Consider the following 21,783-nt stretch of genomic DNA (forward strand, 5'->3'; position numbering starts at 1 on the left):
TCCGCAAAGGCGGCGACCATGCGGCCAAACGAGAAGGGCGCCCCGAATGGGACGCCCCTCCGTCAGTCGCTTGCCGCCTGCAGGCATCAGGCTTGGGGCTGGGGCTCCAGGCTGCCGTCGTTCTCGCGGGGACGTCCGCGCCCGGCGCTCGGCACCGGCGAGCCGCGAGCGGGCGTCGGCGGCACGTCGCCGCCGTCGCGCACCGGCGGTCGGCCGTTGATGAGGTTGCGGATCTCCTCGCCGGTCAGCGTCTCGTACTCGAGGAGTCCTTGCGCCAGCGCCTCGAGATCGTCCTTGCGCTCGCCGAGGATGCGGCGCGCCTCCTCGAGGCCCTGCTCCACGAGGCGGCGGACCTCCGCGTCGATCTTCTGGGCGGTCGATTCCGAGACGGTCTGCTGCCGGCCCATCGACATGCCGAGGAAGACCTCGTCGTTGTTGTCGCCGTAGGCGACGGTGCCGAGCTCGGGCGAGAAGCCCCAGCGCGTGACCATCATCTTGGCGAGGCGCGTCGCCTGCTCGATGTCGGACTGCGCGCCCGAGGTCACCTTCTCGGGCCCGAAGATCATCTCCTCGGCGATGCGGCCGCCCATCATGATCGCGAGGCGCGAGGTCATCTGCTCGTAGCTCATCGAGAGCTTGTCGCGCTCGGGGAGCTGCATGACCATGCCGAGCGCGCGGCCGCGGGGGATGATCGTCGCCTTGTGGACGGGATCGGTCGCCGGAACGTTCAGCGCCACGATGGCGTGGCCGCCCTCGTGGTAGGCGGTGAGCCGCTTCTCGTCCTCGGTCATCACGAGGGTGCGCCGCTCGGCGCCCATCATGACCTTGTCCTTCGCGTCCTCGAACTCGTGCATCGTGACGATGCGCTTGCCGCGGCGGGCGGCCAGCAGCGCCGACTCGTTGACGAGATTCATCAGGTCCGCGCCCGAGAAGCCGGGCGTGCCGCGGGCGATGGTCTTGAGGTCGACGTCCGGCGCCAGCGGGACCTTGCGGACGTGAACGCGCAGGATGCGCTCGCGGCCGGTCACGTCCGGGTTCGGCACCATGATCTGACGGTCGAAGCGGCCGGGGCGCAGCAGCGCCGGGTCGAGCACGTCGGGTCGGTTCGTGGCCGCGATGATGATCACGCCCTCGTTCGCCTCGAAGCCGTCCATCTCCACGAGGAGCTGGTTCAGCGTCTGCTCGCGCTCGTCGTTGCCGCCGCCGAGGCCGGCGCCGCGATGGCGGCCGACAGCGTCGATCTCGTCGATGAAGATAATGCAGGGTGCGTTCTTCTTGGCCTGCTCGAACATGTCGCGCACGCGGCTCGCGCCGACGCCGACGAACATCTCCACGAAGTCGGAGCCCGAGATCGTGAAGAACGGCACGTTCGCCTCGCCGGCGACCGCGCGTGCGATCAGCGTCTTACCCGTGCCGGGCGGGCCGACGAGCAGCACGCCGCGCGGGATCCGGCCGCCGAGCCGCTGGAACTTCTGCGGGTCGCGCAGGAACTCGACGATCTCCTGCAGGTCCTCCTTGGCCTCCTCGACGCCGGCGACGTCCTCGAAGGAGACGCGCCCGTGCGCCTCGTTGAGGAGCTTGGCCTTCGACTTGCCGAAGCCCATGGCGCGTCCCGCGCCCGACTGCATCTGGCGCGAGAGGAAGATCCAGGCGCCGATGAACACGAGGATCGGCAGCCAGCTCACGAGGAGCTGGATGAACCAGGGCGTGTTGTCGGAAGGCGGGCGCGCGGTGATCTGAACGCCCTTGCCCTGGAGCTTCGAGACGAGGCTCGGGTCGTTGGGCGCGTAGGAGGTGAAGTTGCCGCCGCCCACGTAGGTGCCGCTCACGTCCTGGCCCGAGATGACCACGGACTGGATCTTGCCGGCATCGGCGTCATTGAGGAGCTGGCTGTACGCGATCTCGCTCCCGCCGCCGCGATGACCCGGGTTCTGAAACAGGGTCACGAGCGCGAGGACGAGGAGGAAGATGACGACCCAAAGGGCAAAATTCCGAAAGTTCGGGTTCATCGATCAATCCTTGGCGAGTGCTGGCCCCCTGCCCTGGATCCCTCGGCCGCAGCGGTGGGACCTTCCTCGCACTCCGGGCCAATGTAGGTGGCGGGGCCACCCTTGCCAAGTAACTCGGGCGGCGTCTCCGCTGCGACGGATTTCGCGGTCCCGCCACGGCGGGGCGGGGCTGCCCGTACGATCACGTCTCCGGCGGCCGTCGCCGCGACGACGAGCCCCCTGAGCGTGCGCCGTACGGGCCAGCCGCCCCGCAGGGCGGGTAGGATGACAGGCAGCACCAGCCGCTCCAATCGCTCCAGCCGGCGGGGCCCCTCCCCGCCCGCCTCGTCGAGGGCGCGGTCGAGCGCCCGGAGCGCGACCGCGTCCGGGCAGGAGGCCAGGGCTCGCCCGTCGAGGCGGAGCCCGCCGGTCGGCGCCGGGCGCCTCGCTGCCGCGAGAGCCTCCGCCGCCGCCCGCTGCAGGGCCGCCTCGTCGCGCGCCGCCCGCTCGGCGAGGCGCGCCAGGCGGCCGGCGTCGAGGCCCTCGCGCTTCAGTCGCGGCAATAGGCTGCGGAGGCGGGCGCGGGTGAAGGTTTCGTCCGTGTTCGAGGGATCGCGCAGGTAGGCGATGCCCTCCGCCTCGCACCACGTTACGAGGTCGGCCTTCGGGATCCCCAGGAAGGGACGCGCGAGGACGAGGCCCGGGCCCAGCGGCCGCGCGGCCCGCATCCCGGCGAGGCCGCCGAGGCCGCTGCCCGCGATCAGGCGCATCAGGACCGTCTCGGCCTGGTCGTCGAGGGTATGACCGGTGAGGATCAAGCCGGCACCGATCTCCCGGGCGAAGGCGGCGAGCAGAGCGTAGCGCGCCGTCCGCGCGGCGGCCTGGATGCCGGTCGCCGGCCGCGCGCCGTCCCAGACGAGCGTGCGGTGAGGCAGGCCGAGGCGTGCCGCGGTCGCGGCGACGCGCAGGGCCTCGACGCCGGATTCCGGCCTCAGCCGGTGATCGACGGTGGCGACATGGAGCCGCCCCGGCGCCCTGCCGGCGGCGGCGTGCATCAAGGCCGTGGAATCGGGCCCGCCCGAGACCGCGAGGACGGCGACCGTGCCGGGCTCCGAGAGGACGGGGTCGAGGGCGCCGGCAATCCTCGCGCGGAGCGTGTCGGCGGAGGCGCTCGCGCTCACGGCCGCCCGGCGGCCCGCGCCCGCCTCACGCCGCGCAGCGCGCGCGCTTCTGCTCGCGGGTCACGCCCTGGCGGACGTTGGCGGAGGCGCTCGGGAACTTGCGCTCCAGCTCGGCCAGCGTCGCGCAGGCCTGCTCGCGCGCGCCGAGCGCGTTGAGGGAGGCGCCGAGCTTCAGCATGGCCTCCGGCGCCTGGGCGGAGCGGGCATAGTCGGTCGAGACCTTCAGGAACTGCTCGGCCGCCTCGCGGTTGCGGTTGCGCTGCAGGTAGCTCTCGCCGAGCCAGTAGGTGGCGGCCGGCACGAGCCCGTCGCGCGGGTGCGACTGGATGAACTGGCGCAGGCTCATCTCGGCCTGCTCGTACTGGCGCTGGAGGATGTAGGCGTAGGCCACCTCGTAATCGGCCTTGGCGTCGCCGCTGCCGGTCGCCGCCACGCTGGCCTTCGGCCGCACGGCGGGCGGGAGCGCGCCGGTGGTGCCGATCCGCGAGGGCGGGGTGAGGTCCACCGGCGCGCCGGGGCCCGCCGCATCGAGGTCGCCCTCGGCCTCCTCGGCCTCGTCGATCGCGCCGGCCGGCAGGCGCGACGGTCCAGCGGCCGGAACCGGGGCCGCCTGCGCCGCGACCGGGGCGGAGGGCGTCGTCGTGCCGAGCTGCATCGGCGCGCCGGGCCGGCCCGGGTTCTGCTCGGGGTCGAAGGCGTCGCCGCGCTTCTGGGGCTTGGGCGTGCCGGGGTTGCCGCCGTTGACGGCGCCGCCGCCCGCGGGCTTGGCGCCCCCGCCCTTGCCTTCCTGGAGGCGGTACTCGACGTCCTCCTGGAACTTGCGCAGCTGCTCCTTGAGCTGTCGATTCTCGTACTGGAGCGTCTCGATCTGCCCGGCCATCATCCGCGACTGGTTCTCCAGCCGGTTCAGCCGCACCACGAATTCCGAGGCGTCCTGTGCGGCCGCCGGCAGGCCGACGGAAAGGCTGAGGCAGAGCGCGAGGAGAAGGCGGCGAAGCATGGCGTGAGCCGATCGTTGCAGCGATGGTGCGCCGCGTCATCCGCGCGGCGCGCCCGCACTATCAGATGCGCCGCCCCGCGGCAAAAGTGCGGGGGAGCACGAGCTTAGCGCTTGTCGCCCGCTGCCTCAGGAGCCGGCGCCCCGGTCCAGCACCGTGACGGCGCGGCGGTTCTGCGACCAGCAGGAGATGTCGTTGCAGACCGCGACCGGCCGCTCCTTGCCGTACGAGACCGTGCGGATGCGCCCGCTCGCGATGCCGCGGGAGGCGAGGTAGTCGTTCACCGCCTGGGCGCGCCGGGCGCCGAGCGAGTAGTTGTACTCGCGGGTGCCGCGCTCGTCGGCGTGGCCCTCGATCAGGAACGTGTAGCGCGGGTAGCGCTGCAGCCACGCGGCCTGCTTGTCGAGGGTGGCGGTGGCGGTCGGCGTCAGGTCGGTGGAATCCGACTCGAAGAACACGCGGTCGCCGACATTCACCACGAAATCCTGAGCGCTGCCCGGCGTCGCCGCGCCAGCCCCGAAGGCCGAGGCGTCGGCGAGGTCCTTGTCGTTGCTGCAGGCTGCGACGCTGAGCGCGGCAGCGAGCACCGCGGCGAGCGGGAGCACGCGGGTGCGCGCGGTCTTGAGCATGATGGTCGTTCTCCTCGGGCGGGGCCGAAGGCCGGCTGCGGTCTTCGAGGCGGTCTCCGCGGTCGTGATGGTCATTGTTCTAGGCCGGCCGGGTTAAGCGAATGTTCCGTCAACCTTGACGGTGCGTATCGAACATCGATCGAAAGCTGCGGATGTGTCTCCGCGCACGTCCGCGGCTCTCGGGCCCGGCTGTGTCGCTCCGAGAATGGGGCGCCGCTGCGGCGTTGACCCTCGCGGCGGTGCGTTCGCGGGCCGCCTGTGTTGCGGCTGCAACAGGTGCGCCGCGCGCCGCTCAGGCGCCCTTCGCCGCCTCGAAGACGGCGCGGATCTCGGGCGTCACAAGCCAGGCCTCCACCCGCGCGCAGTGCAGCTGCTCGGGCGTGTGCCGGTCGTAGATGGCGAAGCTCTCGCCCAAGAAGGTCGGGAGGTCGAAGAGCGGCGGGAAGTTGCCGCCGCGGGGCTTGCGCTTGAACAGGTACGAGCCGGTGAAGCCGAACGCCTCGGCCACTTCGGGATAGACCGGCCAGACGACGTCGCGGGCGAGATCGTCGCCGAGATAGTCGACGCTCGACACGGATTGCGGCCGCAGGCCGTGCTCTGCGAGGAGGCGGCGCGCGATGTCGTCGATCACCGCGCCCTTCGGATGGTTGATGACGTGCATGAAGCTGCCGCCGCGGGCCCAGCGGCCGACCTCCCGCTCCAGGGAGAAACCGACCTGCGCGGCGCTCGCGAGGAGGTCGCGCACGGAGGAATCCCAGGCTTGGAGGTAGCCGAGCAGGGCGAAGACGTCCTCGCGAAACAGCGTCAGGGTCTGGGGGACGGACAGGCCGAGCCGGTGCGCCGTCAGCGCGATGGCCGAGTGGTAGTGCCCCATCGGCGACGGGGCGAGCTTCAGCGCCGCGAGGTGCGCGAGGTTGCCGGCATAGACCGTGTCCGGGTGGAAGGCGTTGAACACGATCGTCGGGAACAGGACGAGCCTCGGCTCGCGCGTGTGGAGGGCGTAGACGTCGCCGCCCGGGATCAGGCCCTCGGGGAAGTGCTGCGCGAAGACGTGGTCGTAGCCGGAAAGCGTGCGGGCGAGATTGTCGAGATGGCCGTGCTCACGCTTGAGCCACGCCATCTGAATGAAGCGCACAGGGCTCGTCGGCGCGAGCAGGCGCATGGCCTGCGCGACGGCGCGAGCTTGACAATTCCCGATCACGGCGATCTTGGGCCCGATGCGGCCGCCGTCCTCGCGCTCGCGCGCCCGCCACGGCTTCGCCCAGGATGGGGCCGATAAGCCGACGGCTCGGAGCGCGCGCCGATGCAGGGTCGTGAGGTCCAAGGTGCGCGCCGGGGCTGTGAGCGGGATCCGCGTGGGCTTGCGGACGGTCTTCCGGAAGTGCGGCTTTTCCAGTGCCGCCGCGCGCCGGGATAGGGCCGCCCGAGGTGTTTGGGAAAGGTCGGGGCATGGCATCGAACCCCTACAGCGATCTACCGGCGGAGCAATTCTGGCGCAAGGCGGTGGCGAACGTCGCGCCCTTCGCGGTCGATCCGCGCCCGCACGGCGCATTCACCATCGCCCGGACCGACCGGGTCGCCACCGCGGGCTCCTGCTTCGCGCAGCGCGTGGCGCAGGCGCTGCGCTCCGCCGGGTTCAATTTTCACGTGACAGAGGCGGCACCCGGCGGCCTCAGCCCCGCCGAGGCCGAGGCCCGGCAGTTCGGCACCTATACGGCGCGCTACGGCAACCTCTACCTTACGCGCCAGTTCACGCAGCTCTTCGACCGCGCCTTCGGCCGTTTCGAGCCGGAACTGACGGTTTGGGAGCGGCCCGACGGGCGCTACGTCGACCCGTTCCGTCCGACCATCGAGCCGGGCGGCTTCGACAGCCCCGCGGCCGTGTCCGCTTCACGCGAGGCGCACCTCGCCGAGGTCCGCCGGATGTTCGAGACGCTCGACGTGTTCGTCGTCACTCTCGGGCTGACCGAGGGGTTCCGCTACCGCGCGGACGGGGCCGCCCTACCGCTGGCGCCGGGTGTCGCGGGTGGCAGCTTCGACCCGGACCTCTACGAGTTCGTGAATGTTGGCGCGGCCGAGGTGACGGCGGATCTGCGCGGCCTCCTCGACCGGCTCTGGAGCGTCAACCCGGCCGCGCGGGTCATCCTGACAGTCTCGCCGGTGCCGCTCATCGCGACCTACCTGCCGCAGCACGTGATGATCTCGAACACCTACTCGAAGGCGGTGCTGCGGGCGGCCGCCGGGGAGGTCTGCGCGGCGGGCGACCCCCGCCTCGTCTACTTCCCCTCCTTCGACCTGATCACCAGCAACGTGAATGCCGGGCGCTACTACGCCGAGGACCAGCGCAGCGTCACGGATGCGGGCGTGCGCCACGTCATGCGCTGCTTCCTCGCGACCTTCGCGCCGGACAGCGCGCGGCCGGCTCTCGCGTCCCCCGCCGGCGCGTCGGCGGCCGAGTTCGAGGGGACGGCGGGCGTCATCTGCGACGAGGAGCAGATCGAGCGCAGCGTCGCCTGAGGGCGCCTACTGCAGGTGCTGGGTGTAGGTGGCGCCGGCCTGCGTCTTGAGGTCGGCGCCGGCCTCGCGCCCGATACCCTCGGCGTCCGAGACGGAGCCCGTGCGCGAGACGCCCCAGTGCGCGCTTCCGTCCGGCAGGAAGAGCAGGCCGTCGAGGCGCAGCGTCTCGCCGTCGATCTGCGCCAGCGCTGCGATCGGGGTGCGGCAGGAACCGTCGAGCTCGGCCAGCAGCGCGCGCTCGGCCGCGATCGCGGTCGTGGTGCGGGCGCAGGCGACGGGCGCCAGCAGGGCGCGGACATCGGCGTCCGCCTCCCGGCACTCGATGCCGAGGGCCCCCTGCGCCACCGCCGGCAGCATCTCGTCGACCGGGAGGATGCTACGGGCCATCCCTTCGAGCCCGAGGCGCTGCAGGCCGGCGAGCGCCAGCAGCGTCGCGTCGCACTCACCCGATTCGAGCTTGCGCATCCGGGTATTCGCGTTGCCGCGCAGGGGGACGATCTTGAGGTCTGGCCGGCGCATCAATACCTGGGCCCCCCGGCGGAGCGACGAGGTGCCCACGCGTGCGCCCTCCGGCAGGTCCGCGAAGCCCGCCGCGTGCGGCGACAGGAAGGCGTCGCGCGGATCGTCCCGCTCCAGGATGCAGGCGATCACCAGCCCCTCGGGCAGCCACGTCTCCACGTCCTTCATGGAGTGGACGGCGACGTCGATCTGATCGGCGAAGAGGGCCTGCTCCAGTTCCTTGGTGAACAGGCCCTTGCCGCCGATCTCGGAGAGCGGCCGGTCCAGCACCTTGTCGGCCACCGTCGTGATGACGACGATCTCGGTCTCGAGGCCGGGATTGGCCGCGACGATCCGGTCGCGGACCATGCCGGTCTGCGCGAGCGCCATCGGGGAGCCGCGGGTGCCGATGCGGAGGGGGCGCTGGGTCATGGTGCGGCGGAGGCTCGGGTCTCGGACGGGCTCCGACATGGCGTAGCGGTTCGGGCCGGCGCTGTCACCGCGCCTTCCGGGCTCAGAACGCCCGCAGCGTCAGTTCGGTGTGCTCGACGCTCGGCGGGTTCTCGAAATACGGCGAGACCATCGCGCGGTAATCCATCCAGGCCTGTGAGCCGGTGAAATCCTTCGTGTGGGCCTCCAGGGTCTCCCACTCGATCAGCAGGCGGTAGCGCTGCGGCTTCTCCACGGAGCGGCGCACCGCGAAGGAACGGCAGCCCTTCGCGGCCTTGAAGATGGCGGAGGCCCGCTCGATGCCGGCCTCGAACTCGGCCTCGGAGCCGGGCTTCACGTCGATCTGCGCGATCTCGAGAATCATCATTCCTGCTCCGTCTCGGGTGATCAGCGCAGAGGGCGGCCGAGCTTGGCCGCGAGGATGCGCTGAGGGCTCTTCTCCGGGTGGGCCTGCGCCGCCACGGGCAGGTAGGCCGTCTGCTCCAGCATGTACTGCCCGCCCATGGCGCCGTGCATGACGAGGTCCGAGAAGGTCACCCAGGTCTGGCCCGGCAGGAACTCGACGTCCGCCTGCGGCGCCCGTTCCTGGTACGCCATGTCCTGCTTCAGCGCGTCGTGCAGGTGGAGCATCAGGTGGTCGTACTCCGAGCGCCGGGCCTTGGTGATGCGCAGGCCCGCGAGGAGGCGCGCCGAGAGCGGCGAGTAGCCCGGCAGCCGCGGCAGGAACTTCTCCGCCATCGAGCCGAAATCCTCGCCGACCCGCCAGCGGCGGGGCTGGCCGCTCGGGTTGATGTTGCGGAAGACGCGCAGGATGCGCTTCTCGCCGATCGGGTTCGACGGGAAGGCGTCGACGTGGAGGCGCGTGTCGTCGCGCCGCCAGCTCAGCTTGCGCCGGTCGACGTCGAAGGGCCGGTAGGAGGTGCCGGCGAGCGTGATGCGGCCGGTGTACTCGGGCAGGTGGCGGTCGATCAGCCCCTGCGCGAAGGCGCGGTAGCGGATCAGGACCTGACGGAGCGCCTCCTGCTCCTCCGGCGTGCCGGCCGCCCCCTTGAGGGCCGCCGCCTCGCCGCGAATACTCACGTTCTTGGCCTTGCCGTCCGCGAAGGGGCGCTCGACGAAGCGTGTCTCGAAGTCGCTGAACGGGAAGGCGAGGTCCGGGAACATCAGCACCGCCCCGTCCTCCAGGGCCTCCACGAGGGAGCGGCCACCCGGCGCCGCGCCGCCGGAGACGGTCAGGATGGGGCTGATCATGCTCGAACGAACTCCTCGTGCCGCGCCTCGCGAAGGGCGCGGTGTAGCCGAGGGCGGCGGCGCAGGCCAGCGCCGCGGGTTTTTGCGGTGGATGAATCCGGCTGCGGGTTGTCAGGCCCGACCCCGCGCCCCACGATTCCCGGGTGCGCCTCTCCACCCGGCGCCCCGCGAGGAAGCGGCCATGGCGACGCTGAAGGAATTCGAGGAGGCCCTGCGCGAGCACGGCATGCACATGGCGCTCGCCCTCCTGGAGCGCCTGCGGGAGCGCGACCGCGCCACCCGCACCGTGAAGCCCGCGCGCCGGCTCACCGGCCAGAAGATGACGCCGGACCTTGCCCGCGCCATCCTCGACCTGCACGCCTCGACCGGCATGACCCAGCAGGAGATCGCCTTCAAGGTCGGGGTCAACCAGGGCCGCGTGAACGAGGTGATCAAGCGCGGCAAGTGGCTGACGGACGATCCGCACGCGCCGGAGGCGGTGGCGCGCGACAGGGCCCTCGCCCGGATGCGCGGCGACCCGCGCCCGCGCAAGGCGTCGCGGCCGGCCAAGGCGGCCAAGCGCGAGAAGGACGGGGGCGCCCCGCGCCGCGCGGCGAACCAGGGTCAGCTCGCCTTCGGGGATCTCTGAGCCGTCCGTGAGCGCGACCGCACGAAAGCGGGTCGCGACATCGCGGCGCCCGGGCGCGGCGGGAGCCGCGGAGGCGGAACGCGCGTTCTCGTCGCGCCATCCCGAGGGATCCGACGATGACCCGCCTCGCCCTTCTCACGCTCGCTGCCGGGCTCGCCAGCACCGCCGCGTACGCCCAGCGCCAGTCCACCACCGACCTGACCTGCCCCCAGGCCCAGAGCATCGTCGCCCGGGCGGGCGGCATCGTGCTCGGCACGGGCGGGCCCACCTACGACCGCTTCGTGCGCGACCGGACGTTCTGCGCGCCCACCGAGTACACGAAGGCGGCCTACGCGCCGACGCGGACGAACCCGCAATGCTTCGTGGGGTACACCTGCTTCGAGCCGGGCCGCAGCGACTGGTTCGGCGATTACTGACGCCGGCACGCGAAAACGCCCCGGCAGCTGGCCGGGGCGCTCCTACTCCGATCGGGCTGCGATCACGCGGCCTGCTGCACCTGACCCTCGATCGCGGGGGCTTCGGCCGGGCGACCGGCGGCGATCTGGATCTGGCGCGGCTTCTTCGCCTCCGGAATCTCGCGGACAAGATCGATATGGAGGAGGCCGTTCTCAAGCACCGCGCCCGTCACCTGCACGTAGTCGGCGAGCTGGAACCGGCGCTCGAAGCCGCGCGCGGCGATGCCCTGGTGCAGCACCTCGACGCGCTTGGCCTGGTCGGCCTTGCGCTCTCCCTTCAGGGTCAGCGCATTCTCCTTGACCTCGATCGAGAGATCGGCCTCGGTGAATCCGGCGACCGCGACCGTGATCCGGTAGGCGTTCTCGCCGGTGCGCTCGATGTTGTAGGGCGGATAGCTCGGTACCGACTCGGCGCCGACGAACTGGTCGAGGGCCGAGAAGAGACGGTCGAAGCCGACAGTCGAACGGTAGAGGGGAGCAAGATCGAACTGACGCATCACATATTCTCCGAAAGAAGCAACATGCTGTCTGCAAGGTCCGCCCGTGGGCCGGACCGGTCTCGTACCGCCTGATGGCCGGTACGGACTGCATATCGGCGGGCTCCGGCCGTGCTTCAAGGCCCCGAATGCTGCCACCGTGCAAAATTTTTGAGTTCCGTTCTTCTCTCTCGTGACCGGCCCCGCATCGATGCTGACCCTGCGTTCCACGCCCGGAAACCCCGTTCCCCCCGGCGGCATCCTCGTGCCCGTGCGCACCGCGGACGGATGCGACCTCCGCGCCGCCTACTGGCGGCCGACGACGCGCAGCGTGAAGGGCACGGTCTGCCTGCTGCAGGGCCGCGCGGAGTTCATCGAGAAGTACTACGAGACGATCGGCGACCTGCGGCAGCGCGGCTTCTGCGTCGTCGCCTTCGACTGGCGCGGGCAGGGCGAGTCGGGCCGTGAGGTCGACAACCCGCACAAGGGCCACGTCGCCCGCTTCGACGATTACCGTCTCGACATCCTCGCCATAGCGGAGAGCGTTCTCGTTCCGCTGATGCCGCGCCCGCACCTCTGCCTCGCCCACTCGATGGGCGGCTGCGTCGCCTTCACGGGCTCGCTGGAGGGCTGGCTCCCGTTCTCCCGCCTCGTCACCGTGGCGCCGATGCTCTCGATCCGGATGGTGAGCTGGCCGGCCGGCGTCTCGGTGCTCGCCCGAGCCCTGCACCGCCTCGGCTTCGGCGGCCGCTTCGTGCCGTTCGGCACCGCAATCTCGATCGCCTCGAAGCCGTATGCCGGCAACCGCCTCTCGCGCGACCCTGAGCGCTACGCCCGCAACGCCGCCGCCGCCACCTCGGTCGGCGCCGGAGCCGTGGGCGACCCGACCATCGCCTGGCTCGCGAGCGCCTTCCGGGCGATGGCGCGGCTGCGCGACCCGCGGGTGCCGCCGCGCATCACGGTGCCGACGCTCATCGTCGCGGCGGGCGCCGACCCGGTCTGCGGCACCGCCCAGACGGAGCGGTTCGCGGCCCGCCTCAAGGCCGGGCACATCCTGGTCCTGGCGGACGCGCGCCACGAGATCCTGTCCGAGCGGGAGGCGATCCGTTCCGACTTCTGGGCCGCCTTCGACGCCTTCATGCCGGGAACCCCCGCCCTGGAGGACGCCGGCGACGAGCCCGAGGCGCTCAGCGCCTGAGGCGTCGCGGGCGCCGCCGCTTCAATCGTCGAATTCAGCCCGCAGCTCCTTCGGCGTCACGAAGCGCTCAAGGCGGCCGCCGCCATGCCCGACCTCGGACCAAGCGCCGACGTCGAAATCGATCACCGCGACGGCGGCGGTCGGGAACTGCGTCCGCAGCCGCCGGCGCGCACCAGGCTCGCCGTGGCCGGCGAGCTTCACGGCGAGATCCTGCATGCCGGGGTTATGACCGACGAGGATCAGGCTTGCGGCGGCCTCGTCGGCCTCGCGGATCGCCGCGAGGAGGGACGAGGCCGGTGCCTCGTAGATCGCCCGCACCGTCTCGGTTCGCACCGCCCCGAGGCTCGCCGCGGCGGCATCCCAGGTCTCCTGCGTCCGCTTCGAGGGCGAGACGAGTGCGAGGTCTGGCTTGAGGCCCTGTTCGGCGAGGTAGCGGCCCATGAAGGGGGCCGCCTCGCGCCCGCGCGGGTTGAGGGGGCGGTCGAGGTCGCCGATACCGGGCGGACGGTCGGACTTGGCGTGGCGCAGGAGGATGAGGCGGCGCACGGGTGACCCTCTAGCTGAAGCCGACGACGGGATGGGGGACGTAGAGGTCCTCGAGCGAGCGCACCTCGTCGGCGCTCAGGTCGACGTCGAGGGCCGCCACCGCGTCGTCGAGATGGGCGGGCTTCGAGGCGCCGATGATCGGCGCGGCGACGCCGGGCCTGCCCGCCACCCAGGCGAGCGCGACCTGCGCGCGGCTGATCCCGCGCGCCGCCGCGATCTCGGCGACCCGGGCGACGATCGCCCGGTCCGCGTCCTCGGCGGCGCCGTAGAGGGTGCGGCCATAATCGTCGGAGTCCTGGCGCCGCGTCGTCGCGTCCCAGTCGCGCGTCAGGCGCCCGCGGGCGAGCGGGCTCCAGGGCAGCAGCGCCACGCCCTGGTCGGCGCAGAGGGGGTGCATCTCGCGCTCCTCCTCCCGGTGCAGCAGGTTGTAGTGGTCCTGCATCGTGGCGAAGCGGGTGAAGCCCTTCAGGTCGGCGGTGAAGAGCGCCTTGGCGAACTGCCAGGCGAACATCGAGGAGGCGCCGATGTAGCGCGCCTTGCCGGCCTTCACGACGTCGTGGAGCGCCTCCAGCGTCACCTCGATCGGCGTCTCGTAGTCCCAGCGATGGATCTGGTAGAGGTCGACATAGTCGGTCCCGAGCCGCTTCAGGCTGGCGTCGATCGCCGAGAAGATCGCCTTGCGGGAGAGACCGCCGGCATTCGGCTGGCTCTTGAGCGGGAAGAAGCACTTCGTCGCCAGCACGATCGCGTCGCGGTCGGCGTATTCGCGCAGCGCCCGGCCGACGATCTCCTCGCTGGTCCCGTCCGAGTAGAAGTTCGCCGTGTCGAAGAAGTTGATGCCGAGGTCGAGCGCCCGCTTGATCAGCGGCCGGCTCTCCTCCTCGCCCATCGTCCAGGGATGGGGGCCGCGCTCGGGCACGCCGTAGGTCATGCAGCCGAGACAGATCGCGGAGACGTCGAGGCCGGTGCGGCCGAGCTTCTTCATTTGCATGGCGGGCTGTCCGCGGGATCCGAGGGGCAGCCCCCTATCTGGGCCGACGCGCCGCGTTCGCCAGGGCTCCGCCCGTCAGCCGCCTCTGCCCTCCCGGCGCATCATGAAGGCGAGCTTCTCGAACAGGCTCACGTCCTGCTCGTTCTTGAGGAGCGCCCCGTGCAGCGGCGGGATCAGCCGGCGCGGGTCGCGCTCGCGCAGTTCCTCGGGGCCGATATCCTCCGAGACGAGGAGCTTCAGCCAGTCGAGGAGTTCCGAGGTCGAGGGCTTCTTCTTGAGGCCCGGTGCCTCGCGCACCTCCAGGAACACGCGCAGGGCCTCCTCCATGAGTCGGTGCTTGATGCCGGGATAGTGCACCTCGACGATCCGCTGCAGCGTCTCCGCGTCGGGGAACTTGATGTAGTGGAAGAAGCAGCGGCGCAGGAACGCGTCCGGCAGCTCCTTCTCGTTGTTCGAGGTGATGATCACGATCGGCCGCCGCGCGGCCCGCACCGTCTGCCCGGTCTCGTAGACGTGGAACTCCATCCGGTCGAGTTCGGTCAGCAGGTCGTTCGGGAACTCGATGTCCGCCTTGTCGATCTCGTCGATCAGGAGCACCGGCCGCTCCGGCGCCGTGAACGCATCCCAGAGCTTGCCGCGGCGGATGTAGTTGCTGATCTCGGAGACGCGCGGGTCGCCGAGCTGCGAATCGCGCAGGCGCGAGACGGCGTCGTACTCGTAGAGGCCCTGCTGCGCCTTGGTGGTGGACTTCACGTTCCAGGTGAGAAGCGGCGCGCCGAGGCCGCGCGCGATCTCCTCGGCCAGCACGGTCTTGCCGGTGCCGGGCTCGCCCTTCACCAGCAGCGGGCGCTCCAGCACGATCGCGGCGTTGACGGCGGTCGTCAGGTCTTGCGTCGCGACGTAGGACTCGGTTCCGGTGAAGCGCATCGGCGTCTCGCGGCTGCGGGCGGGAGCCGCCCGGTTACGCGGCGGACAGCCTGCCTGCAAGCCGGATGCCGCCAGCGGCTAGAGCGACTTGCCGTCGTGCCAGACGCAGTTCGTGGCCAGGATCGCGAGATTGACGTCCGATTTCTGGGGCTGCGGCAGCACCTTCCCGTCCATGGCGAGGTCGATCTTGATTTCGACCTGCCCCTTCGGCTCGTTCGAGCGGCGGGAGAAGTAGCAGTATTGCTGGAAGGGCTTGTCCTCGTTCGCCCGGAAGTTCCAGCCGGAGACGATCTGTCCGTCGAGGTAGGGCACCTGCTTGAACACCGTGAAGGTGGTGTTCACCGGCGCCTTCGAGGCGGGCGTCGCGTCCTGCCCGAGCTGCGCCTGTGTCGGCGTCGGCACGCCGTTGCCGCCCTTCGGCAGGCCCTCGACGCGCAGCGTGTTGTCGGTGAGCGTCACCTCGCCCTTGGTCTTCAGCGTCACGTCCGAGAGCGCCGTCTGCATGGCGGCGGCGATGCGCTCGGCCGCGGAGTCGAACTGGTTCATATAGGCGTAGCCGTAAGCCGCGGCGCCCACGCCGATGCCGAGGAGCGCCGCGAACAGGCCGGCGCCGGCCGCACGGAATAGAAAGGCGCGCGCCGCCACGATGCGCGATTCCGCCCGCAGGCGGCCGTTCACGTGCTGGGCGAGCGCGACGTTCTCGGGTGATCCCGGGGCGAGATAGCTCATGCGCCGGCTCCCGCTGTGCCCGCGGCCGGGTTCGCTACCGGCCCGGGGCGCCGCTCGAGGGGGATCGCCGCGCCGGAGGCGACGGCGTCCTTCACGGATTTCTGCAGCGAGGCGTTCACCTCGCGCACGATGCCCTCGGCGAAGGGCGCCAGCATGTAGTTCGTCGCCTCGGGGTTCACGCTCGCGCCGAGGTCGTCCTCGTCCATGAAGGTCTTGCGCACCGAGACCGCGCAGAGCGCCAGGATCGTCGAGGCGAAGGCGGCGCAGAGAGCGGGCACGAATACGAAGATGCGCAGGAAGGCGTGGACCTGGGCATCCGTCACCTCGATCGGGTCGACGCCGTACACCATCGCCGTGAAGGAGTGGAGCTGCGAGCGGTTGACCGCCTGCCGGTAGGCCTGCTCGGCGTCCGCCACGCGCCGGTCGGCGGAGCCGCGGTCGAGCTGGGCGCGGGCCTTGCGCGCTTCCTCCAGGTCCTTCGTCAAGGCGGTGCGGTCGGCGCCGGCCTTGGCGACGCTCGCCGAGAGGGTCGCCACGCGCGGGTCGGTGACGCATTTCAGGTTCTGGTAGCGCACGCCCTTGCTGTTCGTGCCGAACACCTTCTCGCAGCGCTGCGCCGGCAAGCCCGCGAGCTGCGCGGCGTTGTCGGTGGAGCGCTTCTCGATCTGCTCCAGCTCGGTCGTGTACTGGGCGACGCGGGCGTCGGCGGCCGCGATCCGGGTGTCGAGGCTCGCGCGGTCGGCCTGGGCGTCCTTCAGCGCCGTCTTGGTGCGGGCCGCCTCCATGAGACGGGGATGGAACATCATCTCGCCGAGCTGCGAGACCGACTTCGTGGTCACGCCGGCGGCGAAGATGATGCCGATGATGGCGAGCCCGCGCACGAAATTGGATCGCTGCGTGCGCGCCAGGATGCCCAGCGGCACCCGGCAGAGCTCGACGGCCGCGTAGACGAGCGGCGCCAGCAGCATGAAGTAGAAGCTGTGGTTGTCCCCGTCGCTGTAGACACCCGCGAAGAGCCAGGCGCCCGCGAGCGAGGCGCCGATCACCATCGCCTCGACGAGGTAGGCGATCCCGACATAGCCCCACTTGATGCGGTAGCCCCGGTCGACGTGGCGGGCGTGGCGCCACTTCTCGGATTCGAGGAGCCAGTCGCGGTGCTCGCGCTGGACGTCCCGGCTCGGGAGCGACTTGGACAGCCTGAACATGGGCACTCGGGTTCCGCGCTTCCCCACGGGGGGTTGAGCTTAACACTTCCTTAATCGCCTGGGGTGTGCGGGAAATGTGCCGTTTTTGCGTTGCGTCAGGGCTATCCACGGCCAAGCGTACGCTGGTTGCCGAAAAGCCGCACTGCCGGGACCATCGTCCGCGCCGGCCGCGGGCAACGTGTTGCGCGGCGGGCCCCGCCGTGTGATGCCCGCTTGAGGCGGGCCGCGCGGATAAGTGTTGCCCGCACCCCCTCACACTCCGATGATCGTGGCATCGCTCCTGCTGGGCGGCCCGCGACACCGCCGCACGAGAGGCCCCGGACGGCCGATGCCAGAGGTTCACGCCGGCTCCTACAAGGAAGCGATCCTCTTCCTCGTCACAGCGGGCGTGGTGGTGCCGCTGTTCCACCGGCTGCGCATCAGCCCGGTGCTCGGCTTCATCGGCGCGGGGGCGCTGCTGGGTCCGTTCGGCCTCGGGCGGCTCGCCGACGACGTGCACTGGCTCTCGCACGTCACCATCAGCGACCGCACCGAGATGTCGCACCTCGCCGAGTTCGGCGTGATCTTCCTCATGTTCATGATCGGGATCGAGCTGTCCTGGGAGCGGCTGCGGACGCTGCGCCGCCTCGTTTTCGGCCTCGGCTCGATCCAGGTGCTCTCCTCGGCCCTGGTGATCGGCACGATCCTCTACGGGCTGCGGGTACCGCTCGCGGCCGCGGTCATCGTCGGCCTTGCCCTGGCGCTCTCCTCCACCGCCGTCGTGCTCCCGGTGCTGGCCGAGCAGAAGCGCCTGAACACGCCGGCCGGCCGCGCGAGCTTCGCGGTGCTGCTGTTCCAGGACCTCGCCGTCGCGCCCATCCTGTTCGCCATCGCCGTGCTGGGGCGGGGTGACGGGACGAATGTCGGCGGCGCGCTCGCCCTCGCCCTCGGGCAGGCGGCCGTAGCCCTGGTGGTCATCGTCGTGGCGGGCCGCCTCGCCCTGCGCCCGCTCTTCCAGCTCGTGGCACGGACGCGCTCGCCCGAGCTCTTCATGGCGGCCTGCCTCCTCACCATCGTGGCGACCGCGCTGACGGCGGCCGCGAGCGGGCTGTCGATGTCGCTCGGCGCGCTGGTGGCGGGTCTGCTGCTCGCCGAGACCGAGTACCGCCGCGCCATCGAGGCGACGATCGACCCGTTCAAGGGCCTCCTGCTCGGCGTGTTCTTCGTCTCCGTCGGGATGAACATCGATCCGGCCCAGCTCCTGGCCGCGCCCGGCACGATTCTCGGCCTCGCGGTCGCGCTTCTCGTGATCAAGGCCGCGATGGTGATGCTCGCCGCTCCCGTCATGAAGGTCAGCCGTCCGGTCGCCCTCGAGACCGCGCTCCTGCTGGCGCCGGGCGGCGAATTCGCCTTCGTCCTCGTCGGCGGGGCGGTGGCGGCCGGCCTTGTCCCCGACAGCGTCGGCAGCGCGGCGCTGATCGTGACGACGGTGTCGATGGTGGCGATTCCGGCGCTCGCCTCCCTCGGGCGCCGAGCGGGCAAGCGCATGGCCGGCGCCAATCTCGGCCGCGCCCGCGCCGAGCCGCCGCCGGACAAGATGCAGAACCGGGTCATCATCGCCGGCTACGGCCGGGTCGGGCGGATGGTCGGGGAGATGCTGGCGCGCCACAAGATCCCCTACCTCGCCCTCGATTCGGACGCCGCCCGCGTCGCCGAGCAGCGGCGGCTCGGCAACCCGGTCTATTTCGGGGATTCCGCGAACCCCGAGCTGCTGCGCCGCTGCGACATCGCCACCGCGCGGGCCCTCGTCGTCACCCTCGACAATCCGCGCGCCGTCGAGGCGGTCGTGGAGGCGGCGCGCGCAGAGCGGCCGGACCTCACCATCGTCGCCCGCGCCCGCGACGCGCGCCACGCCACCGCGCTCTACGAGCTCGGGGTGGACGACGCGGTGCCCGAGACGATCGAGGCCTCGCTCCAGCTCTCCGAGGCGGTTCTCGTCGATGTGGGCGTGCCGATGGGGCTCGTCATCGCCTCGATCCACGAGCGGCGCGACGAGTACCGGGTGATGCTCAAGCGCAAGGAATCGGAGACGCGCCCGACCTTCCGGGCCCGCCGCACGGTGGGCAAGTCGGTGGAGGCGCGCGAGGCGCCCCAGAAGGAAGAGCCGGGCACCGTCAGCAAGCGGGCGTGAGCCTCGCCTTCAGGGATGGGCCTGCGCGCCGTCCTCGCGCGGGGGCCGCACGCGCACCCGCCGGTCCGGCGGCTCGAAGCCCGGGGCGAAGGTGCAGCGGTAGACGATGGCGTCGGGCGGGCCCATCGCCGTATCCAGGGGCACCGTCACGGTGTCGCCGGAGAAGCGCCAGCGCCGGACGCCCTTGTCCCAGTAGAGCCAGACCGTCGTCGGGTGGCCCTTCACGGCGAAGACCGCCGCCTTGCGGGAGAGCGCCTGCACGGTGCGCGGCTCGTACATGCCCTTGGCACGGTAGGCCTCGCGCGCGGCCTCCGGCTGCCGGTCCATGAACGTGTTCTGCACGATCTGAATCGTCGCGCCGGGCTTCCCGAGGAAGCGCTTGAAATCGCTCAGGGAGCGCAAGACGACGGCCATGACGCTTCTCCTGTTAGAGCCGACCGTTACGGGATCCTTCCGTGCAGGAACTGTGCCCGCCTCCGTGTTGATTTCGATGACAGTCGAGGCACGTCAACGATGGAGTCTCGACTACATATCAACAGGAATCCGGACTTATACCCAGGATTCAGCTTGCCCGTTGCGTCAGCTCCGTCTGTCCTAGAACCGACAAAGTACCACTTCTGCTTGAATCGATCCCGGCCGCGTCCCGGATCGGAACGCCGGCTTGACCTCGCGGCCCGCATCGGTCGATCTCGCCCGATGCTGCTGCACTTCTTCACGGCCCTGCGCGAGGCCAAGGTTCCGGTCACCCTGCGCGAGTACCTCGCGCTGCTCGGTGCGCTGGAGCGCGACCTCGCCGAAAAGCGGGTCGAGGAGTTCTACTTCCTGGCCCGGACCGCGCTCGTGAAGGACGAGCGCAACCTCGACCGGTTCGACCGCGTGTTCGGCTCCGTCTTCAAAGGGGTCGAGAGCTTGGGCGAGGCGGTGGAGCCCGCCGCCGTTCCCGAGGAGTGGCTGCGCAAGCTCGCCGAGAAGTACCTGACCGAGGCCGAGAAGGCGGAACTGAAGGCGCTCGGCTGGGACAAGCTGTTCGAGACGCTGAAGCAGCGCCTCGCCGAGCAGAAGGGCCGGCACCAGGGCGGCTCGAAGTGGATCGGCACGGGCGGCACCTCACCCTTCGGCGCCTACGGGTTCAACCCGGAGGGCATACGCATCGGGCAGGAGGGCAACCGCAACTTCCGCGCCGTGAAGGTCTGGGACAAGCGCGAGTTCCGCGACCTCGACGACGGCGTCGAGCTCGGTACCCGCAACATGCGGCTGGCGCTCCGGCGCCTGCGCCGCTTCGCCCGCACGGGCGCGGCCGAGGAGCTGGACCTCGACGGCACCATCCGGGAGACGGCCCGGCAGGGCTACCTCGACGTGAGATTGCGGCCGGAGCGGCGCAACGCCGTGAAGGTGCTGCTCTTCCTCGACGTCGGCGGCTCGATGGATTGGCACGTGGAGCTCGCCGAGGAGTTGTTCTCGGCCGCGCGCTCGGAGTTCAAGCACTTCGCGCACTTCTACTTCCACAACTGCCCCTACGAGGCGGTGTGGACCGAGAACCGGCGGCGCCACGACGAGCGCACGCCGCTCCTCGACGTGATCCGGACCTACCCGCCCGACTACCGGGTGGTCTTCGTCGGCGACGCCTCGATGAGCCCCTACGAGATCGCGATGCCGGGCGGCTCGGTCGAGCACTGGAACGAGGAGGCGGGTGCCGTCTGGCTTCAGCGGGTGCTCGACCATTTCCCGAAGGCGGTCTGGCTGAACCCGGTGCCGCGGGAGCAGTGGGCCTACACGCAGTCGATCGCGATGGTGCGGAGGATCTTCTCCGAGCGGATGTTCCCGCTCTCGCTGGAGGGGCTCGACGAGGCCATGCGCGCCCTGGTGCGGTGAAGCTTGGCCCCGAGGTCGACGGGCCTCAGCCCTGCCGCGCCGGGGTGGTGACGCTGAGCCCGTCGAGCTCGGGGGTGATGCGGATCTGGCAGCAGAGGCGGGAGGTGTCGCGCACGTCGCTCGCGAAATCGAGCATGTCGCGTTCCATGTCCTCGGCGGTGCCGACCACCTCCGCCCAGGGCTCGTTCACGTAGACGTGGCAGGTCGCGCAGGCGCAGGCACCGCCGCACTCGGCGTCGATGCCCGGAACGTTGTTTCGCAGTGCCGTCTCCATCACGGTGGCGCCGACGCTGCCCTCGACCGTTCGGGCCGTGCCGGCATGGTCGACGTAGGTGATCTTCGGCATCGTTGGCTCCAGGCTCGTGCAGCGGTCAACATCGGTCGTGCGGCGGCGCCTGCTTGGCGGTGCCGGCGGCGGAATGCAAGCGCGCGCGCACCGAGAACGGAATTTCATGCCCCATACGTCGGAACGCCGCGCCCGTTCCCGAAAACCGCGCCGGGTCGCCTTTTGCCGCAGGCGCGTCACCCGCGCCGGGCGCCCTCGATCTCCGCGAGCGCCGCGGCCACCGCGGCCGCGAGCGCGGCGAGGTCGGCGGGCTCGACCGGACCGCCGCGCCGCAGCCCGTTCTCGATCCGGGACGCGGCCTCCGCCACCGCCCCCGCGCCGACCCCGAGGGCCGAGCCCTTGAGGGTGTGCGCCGCGTCGGCGCGCTCCGCGGGCGAGGCCACAACATCCCTGATGCGGGGGGACAGGCTTCGGCACTGCCCCGCGAACAGGTCGAGCAACTCGTCGGCGAGGGCCCCGTCGCCGAAGGTCTGGGCGTCTAGATGGACGCGATCGATGGCGGATCCGTGCTGCACCGTACCGGCGGCTCCTGCTATCCACAGGCGCGCCCGTGGCGGTCTCAACCGTTTAAGCCCTGTGGCGACATGGGATAAAGCGGTCTCGGCGGAGCCGCCCGTCGCTTGGTAACCATTTCGTTAAGGTTTTTTCGAGCGGTTCCCCGGCTCGGGTATCCCGGCCCGCCGCCGAGGTCTAAACTTCCTTGGTAAACGGGAATTTCTGTCTCCGCT

23 protein-coding genes are annotated in these 21,783 nt (G+C 71.0%); 6 read left to right on the forward strand and 17 right to left on the reverse strand.

The features are described from left to right. Nucleotides 1-86 precede the first annotated feature (86 nt). From ftsH to MOX02_RS01010, 5 genes are all read right to left on the reverse strand, one after another. A complete protein-coding gene (gene ftsH, locus MOX02_RS00990) occupies nt 87-2,009 on the reverse strand; it encodes an ATP-dependent zinc metalloprotease FtsH (protein ID WP_147023833.1) in 1,923 nt (640 codons plus the stop codon). Continuing rightward, nucleotides 2,006-3,169 (reverse strand): tRNA lysidine(34) synthetase TilS, encoded by a 1,164-nt coding sequence (tilS, locus tag MOX02_RS00995; protein WP_147023834.1) that lies wholly within the window; start codon nt 3,167-3,169, stop codon nt 2,006-2,008. Before tilS ends, ftsH begins: the two co-directional genes overlap by 4 nt. Nucleotides 3,170-3,194: 25 nt before the next feature. Beyond that, nucleotides 3,195-4,169: a tol-pal system protein YbgF gene (gene ybgF, locus MOX02_RS01000; protein WP_147023835.1), complete on the reverse strand. Its 975-nt coding sequence runs from the start codon at nt 4,167-4,169 to the stop codon at nt 3,195-3,197. A 126-nt stretch (nt 4,170-4,295) separates the two neighbouring features. Then, complete coding sequence (gene pal, locus MOX02_RS01005) at nt 4,296-4,796, reverse strand: peptidoglycan-associated lipoprotein Pal (RefSeq protein WP_147023836.1); 501 nt, start codon at nt 4,794-4,796, stop codon at nt 4,296-4,298. Between the two features lie 292 nt (nt 4,797-5,088). Further along, a complete protein-coding gene (locus MOX02_RS01010; protein WP_238179218.1) occupies nt 5,089-6,120 on the reverse strand; it encodes a WcbI family polysaccharide biosynthesis putative acetyltransferase in 1,032 nt (343 codons plus the stop codon). A 125-nt stretch (nt 6,121-6,245) separates the two neighbouring features. On the opposite strand from MOX02_RS01010, the gene MOX02_RS01015 reads away from it, so the two are divergent. After that, a complete protein-coding gene (locus MOX02_RS01015) occupies nt 6,246-7,313 on the forward strand; it encodes a GSCFA domain-containing protein (protein ID WP_147023837.1) in 1,068 nt (355 codons plus the stop codon). A gap of 6 nt (nt 7,314-7,319) precedes the next feature. On the opposite strand, the gene hemC is transcribed toward MOX02_RS01015, so the two are convergent. From hemC to kdoO, 3 genes are all read right to left on the reverse strand, one after another. Continuing rightward, complete coding sequence (gene hemC, locus MOX02_RS01020; RefSeq protein ID WP_147023838.1) at nt 7,320-8,243, reverse strand: hydroxymethylbilane synthase; 924 nt, start codon at nt 8,241-8,243, stop codon at nt 7,320-7,322. 82 nt (nt 8,244-8,325) lie between these two features. Then, nucleotides 8,326-8,625, reverse strand: coding sequence for an antibiotic biosynthesis monooxygenase family protein (locus tag MOX02_RS01025; RefSeq protein WP_147023978.1), 300 nt, complete (start codon nt 8,623-8,625; stop codon nt 8,326-8,328). 23 nt (nt 8,626-8,648) lie between these two features. Then, nucleotides 8,649-9,512 (reverse strand): Kdo hydroxylase KdoO, encoded by an 864-nt coding sequence (kdoO, locus tag MOX02_RS01030; protein ID WP_147023839.1) that lies wholly within the window; start codon nt 9,510-9,512, stop codon nt 8,649-8,651. Between the two features lie 181 nt (nt 9,513-9,693). Between kdoO and MOX02_RS01035 the strand changes: the two genes are divergently transcribed. Both MOX02_RS01035 and MOX02_RS01040 read left to right on the forward strand, forming a co-directional pair. Next, nucleotides 9,694-10,140, forward strand: a complete 447-nt coding sequence (locus tag MOX02_RS01035) for an RNA polymerase subunit sigma-70 (protein ID WP_147023840.1) — start codon at nt 9,694-9,696, stop codon at nt 10,138-10,140. A gap of 116 nt (nt 10,141-10,256) precedes the next feature. After that, on the forward strand, nt 10,257-10,556 hold the full coding sequence (locus MOX02_RS01040; protein WP_147023841.1) for a hypothetical protein: 300 nt from the start codon (nt 10,257-10,259) through the stop codon (nt 10,554-10,556). Between the two features lie 62 nt (nt 10,557-10,618). On the opposite strand, the gene MOX02_RS01045 is transcribed toward MOX02_RS01040, so the two are convergent. Next, nucleotides 10,619-11,092 carry an Hsp20 family protein gene (locus tag MOX02_RS01045; protein WP_147023842.1) on the reverse strand — a complete coding sequence of 158 codons (474 nt, stop codon included), beginning with the start codon at nt 11,090-11,092 and terminating at the stop codon, nt 10,619-10,621. Between the two features lie 190 nt (nt 11,093-11,282). Between MOX02_RS01045 and MOX02_RS01050 the strand changes: the two genes are divergently transcribed. Continuing rightward, entirely contained in the window at nt 11,283-12,269 is a 987-nt protein-coding gene (locus MOX02_RS01050) for an alpha/beta fold hydrolase (protein WP_147023843.1), read from the forward strand. Nucleotides 12,270-12,290: 21 nt separating this feature from the next. Here the strand turns inward: MOX02_RS01050 and MOX02_RS01055 are convergent, their stop codons facing one another. From MOX02_RS01055 to MOX02_RS01075, 5 genes are all read right to left on the reverse strand, one after another. Continuing rightward, entirely contained in the window at nt 12,291-12,815 is a 525-nt protein-coding gene (locus tag MOX02_RS01055) for a SixA phosphatase family protein (protein ID WP_147023844.1), read from the reverse strand. Nucleotides 12,816-12,825: 10 nt separating this feature from the next. After that, on the reverse strand, nt 12,826-13,806 hold the full coding sequence (locus MOX02_RS01060) for an aldo/keto reductase (RefSeq protein WP_147023845.1): 981 nt from the start codon (nt 13,804-13,806) through the stop codon (nt 12,826-12,828). Nucleotides 13,807-13,881: 75 nt separating this feature from the next. Beyond that, the gene (locus MOX02_RS01065; RefSeq protein ID WP_147023846.1) at nt 13,882-14,733 is read right to left on the reverse strand and encodes an AAA family ATPase; all 852 of its coding nucleotides are present in this window, start codon (nt 14,731-14,733) and stop codon (nt 13,882-13,884) included. A 78-nt stretch (nt 14,734-14,811) separates the two neighbouring features. Next, nucleotides 14,812-15,462 carry a hypothetical protein gene (locus MOX02_RS01070; RefSeq protein WP_147023847.1) on the reverse strand — a complete coding sequence of 217 codons (651 nt, stop codon included), beginning with the start codon at nt 15,460-15,462 and terminating at the stop codon, nt 14,812-14,814. Beyond that, nucleotides 15,459-16,667 (reverse strand): ATPase, encoded by a 1,209-nt coding sequence (locus MOX02_RS01075; RefSeq protein WP_147023848.1) that lies wholly within the window; start codon nt 16,665-16,667, stop codon nt 15,459-15,461. Before MOX02_RS01075 ends, MOX02_RS01070 begins: the two co-directional genes overlap by 4 nt. A 328-nt stretch (nt 16,668-16,995) precedes the next feature. On the opposite strand from MOX02_RS01075, the gene MOX02_RS01080 reads away from it, so the two are divergent. Beyond that, a complete protein-coding gene (locus tag MOX02_RS01080) occupies nt 16,996-18,837 on the forward strand; it encodes a cation:proton antiporter domain-containing protein (protein WP_147023849.1) in 1,842 nt (613 codons plus the stop codon). A 9-nt stretch (nt 18,838-18,846) separates the two neighbouring features. Here MOX02_RS01080 and MOX02_RS01085 read toward each other — a convergent pair whose 3' ends face one another. Next, entirely contained in the window at nt 18,847-19,251 is a 405-nt protein-coding gene (locus MOX02_RS01085) for a hypothetical protein (protein WP_147023850.1), read from the reverse strand. A 282-nt stretch (nt 19,252-19,533) separates the two neighbouring features. Here MOX02_RS01085 and MOX02_RS01090 point away from each other — a divergent pair, with 282 nt between their 5' ends. Next, nucleotides 19,534-20,709 (forward strand): vWA domain-containing protein, encoded by a 1,176-nt coding sequence (locus tag MOX02_RS01090; RefSeq protein WP_147023851.1) that lies wholly within the window; start codon nt 19,534-19,536, stop codon nt 20,707-20,709. Between the two features lie 25 nt (nt 20,710-20,734). Here MOX02_RS01090 and MOX02_RS01095 read toward each other — a convergent pair whose 3' ends face one another. Beyond that, nucleotides 20,735-21,055: a 2Fe-2S iron-sulfur cluster-binding protein gene (locus tag MOX02_RS01095; protein WP_147023852.1), complete on the reverse strand. Its 321-nt coding sequence runs from the start codon at nt 21,053-21,055 to the stop codon at nt 20,735-20,737. Between the two features lie 176 nt (nt 21,056-21,231). Next, nucleotides 21,232-21,570, reverse strand: coding sequence for an Hpt domain-containing protein (locus MOX02_RS01100; RefSeq protein WP_147023853.1), 339 nt, complete (start codon nt 21,568-21,570; stop codon nt 21,232-21,234). Nucleotides 21,571-21,783 lie beyond the last annotated feature (213 nt).

It is taken from the genome of Methylobacterium oxalidis (assembly GCF_007992195.1).
Lineage (GTDB): Bacteria > Pseudomonadota > Alphaproteobacteria > Rhizobiales > Beijerinckiaceae > Methylobacterium > Methylobacterium oxalidis.